Source organism: Paraburkholderia aspalathi, assembly GCF_900116445.1.
Taxonomy (GTDB): domain Bacteria; phylum Pseudomonadota; class Gammaproteobacteria; order Burkholderiales; family Burkholderiaceae; genus Paraburkholderia; species Paraburkholderia aspalathi.
Genome location: NZ_FPBH01000072.1, coordinates 1 through 9,266, shown reverse-complemented (window position 1 = coordinate 9,266; position 9,266 = coordinate 1). Strand labels below are relative to the sequence as shown.

7 protein-coding genes are annotated in these 9,266 nt (G+C 62.9%); all 7 read left to right on the top strand.

Annotated features, from left to right (window positions below; all coding sequences use genetic code 11):
* Positions 1-842: 842 nt before the first annotated feature.
* The 7 genes from BM438_RS44120 (at position 843) to BM438_RS44090 (ending at position 8,481) form a co-directional block, all read left to right on the top strand.
* Positions 843-1,361 (top strand): (2Fe-2S)-binding protein, encoded by a 519-nt coding sequence (locus tag BM438_RS44120; protein ID WP_093647821.1) that lies wholly within the window; start codon positions 843-845, stop codon positions 1,359-1,361.
* A gap of 10 nt (positions 1,362-1,371) precedes the next feature.
* Positions 1,372-3,753, top strand: a complete 2,382-nt coding sequence (locus BM438_RS44115) for a xanthine dehydrogenase family protein molybdopterin-binding subunit (RefSeq protein ID WP_093647824.1) — start codon at positions 1,372-1,374, stop codon at positions 3,751-3,753.
* A 22-nt stretch (positions 3,754-3,775) separates the two neighbouring features.
* Positions 3,776-4,573 carry an FAD binding domain-containing protein gene (locus BM438_RS44110; RefSeq protein WP_093647819.1) on the top strand — a complete coding sequence of 266 codons (798 nt, stop codon included), beginning with the start codon at positions 3,776-3,778 and terminating at the stop codon, positions 4,571-4,573.
* Between the two features lie 170 nt (positions 4,574-4,743).
* Positions 4,744-5,631, top strand: coding sequence for an AAA family ATPase (locus BM438_RS44105; RefSeq protein ID WP_054037965.1), 888 nt, complete (start codon positions 4,744-4,746; stop codon positions 5,629-5,631).
* A 5-nt stretch (positions 5,632-5,636) separates the two neighbouring features.
* A complete protein-coding gene (locus BM438_RS44100; protein WP_093647816.1) occupies positions 5,637-6,899 on the top strand; it encodes a vWA domain-containing protein in 1,263 nt (420 codons plus the stop codon).
* Positions 6,890-7,486: an SRPBCC family protein gene (locus BM438_RS44095; protein ID WP_093647814.1), complete on the top strand. Its 597-nt coding sequence runs from the start codon at positions 6,890-6,892 to the stop codon at positions 7,484-7,486. The genes BM438_RS44100 and BM438_RS44095 overlap by 10 nt, the downstream gene beginning before the upstream one ends.
* Complete coding sequence (locus BM438_RS44090; RefSeq protein WP_093647811.1) at positions 7,459-8,481, top strand: XdhC family protein; 1,023 nt, start codon at positions 7,459-7,461, stop codon at positions 8,479-8,481. The genes BM438_RS44095 and BM438_RS44090 overlap by 28 nt, the downstream gene beginning before the upstream one ends.
* The last annotated feature ends 785 nt before the right edge of the window (positions 8,482-9,266 follow it).

The following is a 9,266-nucleotide window of genomic DNA, read 5'->3' as shown; positions in this document are numbered from 1 at the left end:
AGAGGTGTCCAGGTTCATTGAACCACTACACACTTACTTTCTTTGCCGCCGCAAAGAAAGATAAGCAAAGAAAGCGGCTAGAAGCCCCTGCTAAGTGGGCACCGTTGTCTGCTGCGGGTAGTGGTGCGACTGGAATCCGTGCTCTCCCACGTTCCGCGTTAGTGACAAAGGAGTCATCAGCTCCCACTCCGCACTGCGTGCATCGCGGACGGGTCTGCATGGGAAACCACGGGCTTCGGTTGAGGTTTGTGGGGGCCGTCGGCTTCGCCTCGGCGATGCACAAGCGCCAAAACGTAGCGGGTGGTTTTATGAACGGCTCTTCGGCGCGCGAAGCGCCGCCGGAAATATGACGCCCTTGTCACAAGCTTATGCACGGGCACGAACACAGATTCCAGATGCACCACTACCCCTAGCAGACCACGGTGCCCACTTAGCAGGGGCTTCTAGCCGCTTTCTTTGCTTATCTTTCTTTGCGGCGGCAAAGAAAGTAAGTGCCGCCCCGCACAGGGGCAACGCTAATAGACCACTAACAATTCAAGGAAAGGCACCAAAGCCAGATCAAGGAAAGGCCAAAGCCCCAAGAACACGGACAAAAGCGCCACGCAGGCAAAAAACCCAAAACCAGCGCCGTCAGGCAACCCCCCACCCGAACGGGCAAAAACCACCCCAAAACCCGCCGAGCAGGCACACAACCCAATAGCGCCCCCACCCAATTTGTGCTTTACTTTTCGGCAGACCCATAAAAAAAGTAAACCCGCAGCACCCTAATCGGACCCCACGAGCAGGCAGCTGAAAGCAGGAAAAAACAAAGGTCCGGTTTCACCCCATAAGGAGACAACTTCATGGCGATCAGCATCAGTCTGACGGTGAACGGCGCGCCCATCAGCGCCTCAATCGACCCGAACACCCTGCTTGTCCAGTTCCTGCGCGATCAACTTCGCCTAACAGGAACGCACATCGGCTGCGACACCGCCCAGTGCGGCGCATGCACGGTCCACCTGAACGGCCGCGCAGTCAAATCCTGCAACATCCTCGCGGTCCAGGCCGAAGGCGCAACCATCACCACCATCGAAGGACTCGCCAAAGACGGCGCTCTCCACCCGATGCAAGCTGCCTTCAAACACTGCCACGGCCTGCAGTGCGGTTTCTGTACGCCCGGCATGGTGATGAGCGCGGTCTCGCTCGTCGAGCGCCAACCCAATCTCACCGGCGACGACGTGCGCGCCCAGCTCGACGGCAATCTCTGCCGCTGTACGGGCTATCACAACATCGTCAAAGCAGTGCTCGAAGGCGCCGAAGGCATGAAGTCCGCCGGCACGGCCAACGCCAATGCCGCGGCCACTGCGCCCGCCACCGCCTGAGGAGCCGACGATGAACGCACCCGACACCCACCTCATCGGTACTTCCGTCGAACGTAAGGAAGACTATCGTTTCCTCACCGGCAACGGTCAGTACACCGACGACATCGTCCTGCCGCAGCAAACCTACGCAGTATTCCTGCGCTCGCCGCACGCACACGCAAAAATCAACAGCATCGACACCACCGCGGCCAAACAGTCGCCCGGCGTCGTCGCGATCTTCACCGGCGCGGACATGGCCGCGGACAGCGTCGGCGGACTGCCGTGCGGGTGGCTAATTCACAGCACCGACGGCAAGCCGATGAACGAGCCGCCGCATCCGATCATCGCGCACACGAAAGCGCGCCACGTCGGCGATCAGGTCGCGCTCGTCATCGCCGATTCGATCAAGGCCGCGAAAGACGCCGCCGAACTGATCGAGGTCGATTACGACGTGCTGCCGGCCGTGGTCGACACGGCGCACGCGTCCGATCCGGGCCAGGCCGCGGTTCACGACGAAGTGCCGGACAACGTCTGCTACAACTGGGGCCATGGCGACAAAGCCGCGACCGACGCCGCCTTCGCCAAAGCCGCGCACGTCACCACGCTCGACATCGTCAACAACCGCCTGATCCCGAACGCGATCGAACCGCGCGCGGTCAACGCAAGCTACTCGGTGCAGGACGACAGCTACACGCTCTACGTCGCGAACCAGAATCCGCACGTGGAACGCCTGTTGATGGCCGCGTTCGTGCTGTCGTTGCCGGAATCGAAACTGCGCGTGATCGCGCCGGATGTCGGCGGCGGCTTCGGGTCGAAGATCTTTCTGTACGCCGAAGACGTGGCGCTGACGTGGGCATCGAAAAAGATTCGCCGTCCGATCAAATGGACCGCCGAGCGCTCGGAAGCCTTCGTGTCCGACGCGCATGGCCGCGATCACGTGACCAAAGCCGAATTGGCCATGGACGCCGACGGCAAGTTCCTCGCGATGCGCATCCACACGATCGCCAACATGGGCGCGTATCTGTCGACCTTCGCCTCGAGCGTGCCGACCATCCTGTACGCGACGCTGCTCGCCGGTCAGTACGCGACGCCCGCCATCTACGCCGAGGTGAAAGCGGTCTTCACCAACACCGTCCCGGTCGACGCCTACCGCGGTGCCGGCCGTCCGGAAGCAACGTACGTGGTCGAGCGTCTGGTCGAAACCGCCGCACGTGAGATGAAGATCGATCCGGCCGAAATCCGCCGTCGTAACTTCATCCGCGAGTTTCCGTACGCGACGCCGGTCGGCCTCACCTACGATACCGGCGACTACGAGGCCACGCTGAGCCGTGCGCTCGAACTAGCGGACGTGAAAGGCTTCCCGGCACGCAAGCAGGAATCCGAAAAGAACGGCAAGCTGCGCGGCCTCGGCTACTCGTGCTACATCGAAGCCTGCGGTTTGGCGCCGTCGAACATTGCCGGCGCATTGGGCGCACGCGCCGGACTCTTCGAAGTCGGCCAGATTCGGGTGCATCCGACCGGCTCGGTCACCGTGTTCACCGGCTCCCACAGTCACGGCCAGGGGCATGAGACAACCTTCGCGCAAGTGGTCGCGGACCGGCTCGGCATTGCGCTGGAGAGCGTGGAGATCGTGCACGGCGACACCGGCCGCATTCCGTTCGGCATGGGTACGTACGGCTCGCGCTCGATCGCGGTCGGCGGCTCGGCGATCATGAAGGCGCTCGACAAGATCGAAGCCAAGGCGAAGAAAATCGCCGCTCATCTGCTGGAAGCCGCGGCCGAAGACATCGAGTTCAAGGATGGCGTATTCCGCGTCGCGGGCACCGATCGCACCAAAGCATTTGCCGAGATATCGCTCGCCGCCTACGTGCCGCACAACTATCCGCTCAACGTGCTCGAACCGGGTCTCGAAGAAAGCGCGTTCTACGATCCGACCAACTTCACGTATCCGGCGGGCTCGTACATCTGCGAAGTCGAGGTCGATCCGGAGACCGGTGTCTGCCGTATCCAGCAGTTCACCGCGGTCGACGATTTCGGCAACGTGATCAATCCGATGATTGTCGAAGGCCAGGTGCATGGCGGCCTGGCACAGGGCATTGGGCAGGCGATGCTGGAGCGCTGCGTGTACGACAACGAGAGCGGCCAGTTGCTGTCCGGCTCCTATATGGACTACGCGATGCCGCATGCGTCCGATCTGCCGAACTTCACCGTCGAAACCGCGAAGGGCACGCCGTGCACGCACAATCCGCTCGGCGTAAAAGGCTGCGGCGAGGCAGGCGCAATCGGTTCGCCGCCGGCCGTGATCAACGCGATCCTCGACGCACTCGCGCCGCTCGGCGTGACCGACCTGCAAATGCCGGCAACGCCGCATCGCGTGTGGTCCGCGATCCACGCAGCCAAGCAACCCCACTAAGATCCTGAGCGGAGCATTCGACATGTATTCATTCGAGTATCAACGCGCGACGGATCCCAAAGCGGCCGCCGCAGCCATCGCTGCCGACAGTGACGCCAAGTTCATCGCCGGCGGACAGAGCCTGTTGCCCACCATGCGTCTGCGGCTCGCGCAGCCGTCGCAACTGATCGACGTGACGCGGATTCCCGCGCTCAAATCGATCACCGTCGATGCCGGCAAGGTGACGATCGGCGCCGCCGTTTGCCATGCGGACGTCGCGGACCATGCGGAGCTGCGGCGCGTGCTGCCGGCGCTCGCGGACCTCGCCGGGCACATCGGCGATCGCCAGGTGCGCGCGCTCGGCACCATCGGCGGTTCGCTCGCGAACAACGATCCGGCCGCCTGCTATCCGGCTGCTGCGATGGCCTTGGACGCGACCATCGTCACCGATCGGCGACGAATCTCGTCGAGCGATTTCTTCGTCGGCATGTATGAGACCGCGCTGGCGCCCGACGAGTTGATCGTGGCCGTCGAGTTTCCCGTGCCCGAGCGCGCCGCTTACGAGAAATTCCGTAACCCGGCGTCGCACTTTGCACTGGTCGGCGTGTTCGTCGCGAAGTTCGCGAGCGGCGTGCGTGTCGCAGTGACAGGAGCGGCGTCTTCGGTATTTCGCGTGCCGGAACTGGAAAGCGCACTGACGGCGAATTTCACGCCCGAGGCCGCGCGAGGGGTAACCGTATCCGACGCCGACCTGAACACCGATATGCACGCGAGCGCCGAATATCGCGCGCATCTGATCCCGGTGTTGGCCGGGCGAGCGGTGACGAAAGCGAACGGTTAGCGATCCTTGCAGTTTGCGGCTGACGTGTCTCGGCGGAGCGCGTCAGCCGTGTTCGATCACGCACGCGGTGTGGCGCGACGCTCGCGTTCATTCGCTCCGTTCCGCCGACGGTATGAGTGACACGGACGAGCGCGCCGTTTTGCTCTTCACCATGCAGAGTCAGGAACACCATGCAGCCTGCTTCCATCGACGACACTCTCGCGCAACTCGCCGCCCAAAACTACTTCGCCAGCCGCGAACTCGCGACCGCGTTGTATCTCGCCCTGCGCATGGAGCGGCCGTTGTTCGTCGAAGGCGAGCCGGGCGTCGGCAAGACCGAACTCGCCAAAGCCGCGGCGGGGATGCTCGGCACCTCGATGCTGCGGCTGCAATGCTACGAAGGGCTCGACACCGCCAGCGCGCTCTACGAATGGGACTACCCGCGCCAGATCATGGCGCTGCGTCTCGCCGAAGCCGCCGGCGAGCGGCCCGGCAACGACACGCTGTATCGCAGCGAATTCCTGTTGAAGCGTCCGCTGCTGCAAGCGCTGATGCCCGACGAAAATCATCCAGGCGCGCGGCGCGTGCTGCTGATCGACGAAATCGACCGCGCCGACGAACCATTCGAAGCGTTTCTGCTGGAACTGCTGTCGGACTTCCAGGTATCGATTCCCGAATACGGCACGGTGCGCGCGGAACAGCCACCGCTCGTCGTGATGACGTCGAACCGCACGCGCGAAGTGCACGACGCGTTGAAACGCCGTTGCCTGTATCAATGGATCGGCTATCCCGAGCGCGACCGTGAACTGGAGATCGTCGCCGCGCGCGCGCCGCAGACATCGGTTGAATTGCAGCGGCGCGCGGTCGATTTCGTACATCGGCTGCGCGGCATGGATCTGTTCAAGGCGCCCGGCATAGCCGAAACGATCGACTGGTGCCGCGCTTTGGAAGCGTTATCGGTGACGGAGCTCGATCCGCAGTCCGTACAGAACACCCTGGGTGTGCTGCTCAAGTATCAGGACGATCTGGCGCGCATCGACGCCGCGCAGATCGCGCAATGTCTCGCGACGCCGGGATAACGGCGATGACCACCGTCGCCGATACTTCGAGCACGTCGGTCGCACCGATCGATACGCCCACGCTCGCCCACAACGTCGTCCACTTTGTGCGCGTGCTGCGCGGCGCGGGCTTGCCGATGTCACCGGCGCAAGCCGTCGATGCACTCGCCGCGTTGCACTGGATCGACCTGGGCCGCCGCGACGATGTGCGCGCCGCGCTCGCCACGTTATTGGTCTCCGCGCCGGACGAACGCGACCTCTTCAACGCCGCCTTCGATCTGTTCTGGCGCGACCCGGATTGGGAAGGCAAGCTGCGCGCGCTGCTGCTGCCGAAAGTCCGCGATGGCTTGCCGCCACCCAAACGCAACAACCGTCTCGCCGACGCGCTTGCCGTACGCACGCCGCCCTCGCCGCACAGCAAGGCGCCACAGGAAACCGAACAACACGAACTACGCGCGCACGTTACCTTTAGTGCGGAAGAGCGGTTACGTCATCGCGATTTCGAAACGCTTTCCGCTGACGAATGGCGGACGTTGCGGCATCTGATTCGCGGCCAGCGTCTGCCGCTTGCCACCGAGCCGACGCGCCGCCTGAAGGCCGCGTCGCACGGCACACATGCCGATTTGCGCGCGAGCGCACGACAAGCGGTGCGCGCCGGTGGCGACTGGACAGTGTGGAAGTATCGCGCGGTGGTGGAACGCAAACCGCCGCTCGTGCTGCTGCTGGATATCTCCGGCTCGATGAGCAGCTATTCGCGCGCGGTCCTGTACTTCTGCCACGCGCTTCTGCAATCGCGTGAGCGCCTGCAGGTGTTCCTGTTCGGCACGCGCCTGACCAACGCGACTCGCGCGCTGCGCGAGCGCGATCCCGACGTGGCGATCGCGGCGCTCACCGATCTGGTGGTCGACTGGTCAGGCGGCACGCGGATCGGCGCGGCGCTGGCCGAATTCAACCGGCGCTGGGCACGTCGCGTGCTGACCGGCAGAGCCACGGTGCTGCTCGTCACCGACGGCCTCGATCACGAAGCGATCGACGTACTCGACACCGAAATGGCCCGCTTGCGCCGCTTCGCACACCGTATCGTGTGGCTCAATCCGCTGCTGCGTTTCAGCGGTTTTTCACCGAAAGCGCGCGGCGTGCAGGCGATTCTGCCGTACGTCGACGCACATCGCCCGGTTCATAATCTGGACAGTCTGACGGCGTTCGGCCGCGACCTCGCGCAGCTCACACGCGCGCCTCGTTCGACCGTCTCCGCGACGACAACTGCAGGAGCAACGCCATGGAATTAAGTGAAACCCATACGCTGCCGGTTTCCCAGCAGCGCGCGTGGGATGCGCTAAACGATACCGAAATCTTGCGCGCGTGCATTCCCGGCTGCGAGAGCATCGACCCGGATGGCGAAAACGCGTATGCGGTGGTGTTGAGCGCATCGGTCGGTCCGGTGAAGGCGCGCTTCAAAGGGCGTATGCTGCTGACCGATATCGAGGCGCCGAACAGCTACACCATCGTTTTCGAAGGTCAGGGTGGCGCGGCGGGCTTCGGCAAGGGCAATACGCGCGTCACGCTCGAACCCGAGGGCGACGCCGCGACGAAGCTCTCGTACACGGCGACGGCACAGGTCGGCGGCAAGCTCGCCCAGATCGGTTCGCGGCTGGTCGACGGCGCTGCACGTAAAATCGCGGGCGAATTTTTCAAGCGCTTCGGCGCGCAAGTCGGCGGCGACGCTGACGGCGCGACGGCCCCGGATGTCGGCGACGCTGCAGCAACCGACGCGGCGGCGCAGAATACAGAATCGAATGAGGCCGCGGACACTGAGTCCGGCGGCGACGGAACGAAAAGGAAGAAATCATGGACAGCGTGGATCTCGAAGTCCTGAAGTCCAGCGCACGTTGGCTGGAAGAGGGACATCGCGCGCTACTGGTGACGGTGGTGAAGACGTGGGGCTCGTCGCCGCGTCCCGAGGGCGCGATGCTCGCGGTGCGTGACGATGGCCTTGTGGTGGGTTCCGTCTCGGGCGGCTGCATTGAAGACGACCTGATCGACCGCGTGCGGCAAAAGGGTATTGAGCAGACCCGCCCGGAGGCGGTGAAGTACGGCATTACCGCGGAAGAAGCGCATCGCTTCGGCCTGCCTTGCGGCGGCACGATCCAGCTGGTGCTGGAGCCTTTAACGCAGCAAAGCGGCATTGCCGATCTGTGCCATGCAGTGGAAGACGGCCGCCTGGTGGCGCGCGAAGTCGACATGGTGACGGGCGCGGTGCGGCTCGACGCGGCGCTGGCAACTGACGGCGTGCATTTCGACGGCGAGCGTCTGCTGACGATTCACGGCCCGCGTTACCGGATGCTGGTGATCGGGGCGGGGCAGTTGTCGCGCTATCTGTGCAACATCGCGGTTGGGCTCGATTATCAGGTCACCGTATGCGATCCGCGCGAGGAGTACACCGAGGAGTGGCGCATTCCCGGCACGAAGATTGTGCGGACGATGCCGGACGATACGGTGATCGACATGAAGCTCGACGAGCGGTGCGCGGTGATTGCGCTGACGCATGATCCTAAGCTGGATGATCTCGCGCTGATGGAGGCGTTGAAGACGCCGGCTTTTTATGTGGGCGCTTTGGGGTCGAGAAGGAATAATCAGGCGCGGCGCGAGCGGTTGAAGGAGTTCGATCTGAACGATACCGAGTTGGCCCGGCTGCATGGGCCGGTCGGGATTTATATTGGCAGTCGGACGCCGCCTGAGATTGCGGTTTCTATTCTTGCTGAGGTTACTGCGGCTAAGAATGGGGTTTCGTTGCCGACTCTATTACAGGTTGAGGGCGCTAAGGCCGCGCGGGAGATTGCTGCTTCTGGTGGGGCTGCTTGTAGTGTTTAGGTTTTTTGCCTTTTGCGGCGGCATTTGGCCGTGTTATTAGGGCTTTGGCCTTTCCTTGTTTTGTTAGTGGTCTATTAGTGTTGCCCCTGTGCGGGGCGGCACTTACTTTCTTTGCCGCCGCAAAGAAAGATAAGCAAAGAAAGCGGCTAGAAGCCCCTGCTAAGTGGGCACCGTGGTCTGCTACGGGTAGTGGTGCGACTGGAATCCGTGTTCTCTCACATTCAGCGTTAGTGACAAAGGATTCATCAGCTCCCACTCCGCACTGCGTGCGTCGCGGACGGGTCTGCATGGGAAACCATGGGCTTCGGTTGAGGTCTGTGGGGGCCGCCGGCTTCGCCTCGGCGACGCGCCTCTCCACTCACCTGGAGACCCCGACTAAAAAATAATATTTCGGTGTGCTGCAATCACCGTCGCAGCCGCAGTTGCCATTCCAATCAAAATCGCGGTAGCCGTGGGCGTGCAATGACGAGCCGCAACCCGTTGGCGAGGCGGAAGCGTCAGAACGTAGCGCGTGGTTTTATGAACGGCTCTTCGGCGCGCGCAGCGCCGCCGGAAGTATGACGCCCTTGTCACAAGAGCATGTAGTGGCACGAACACAGATTCCAGATGCACCACTACCCTGAGCGAGCTGCGGGACCCGCTTAGCAGGGGCTTCTAGCCGCTTTCTTTTGCCTACTTTTCTTTGCGGCGGTGTATAGACCGGGGACATGGTTGACAGACGTGCGGAGACATCGTTGACACTTTATGGTCAGCGATTGCCGCTCCTCAGGTCAAGGGTGAGGATG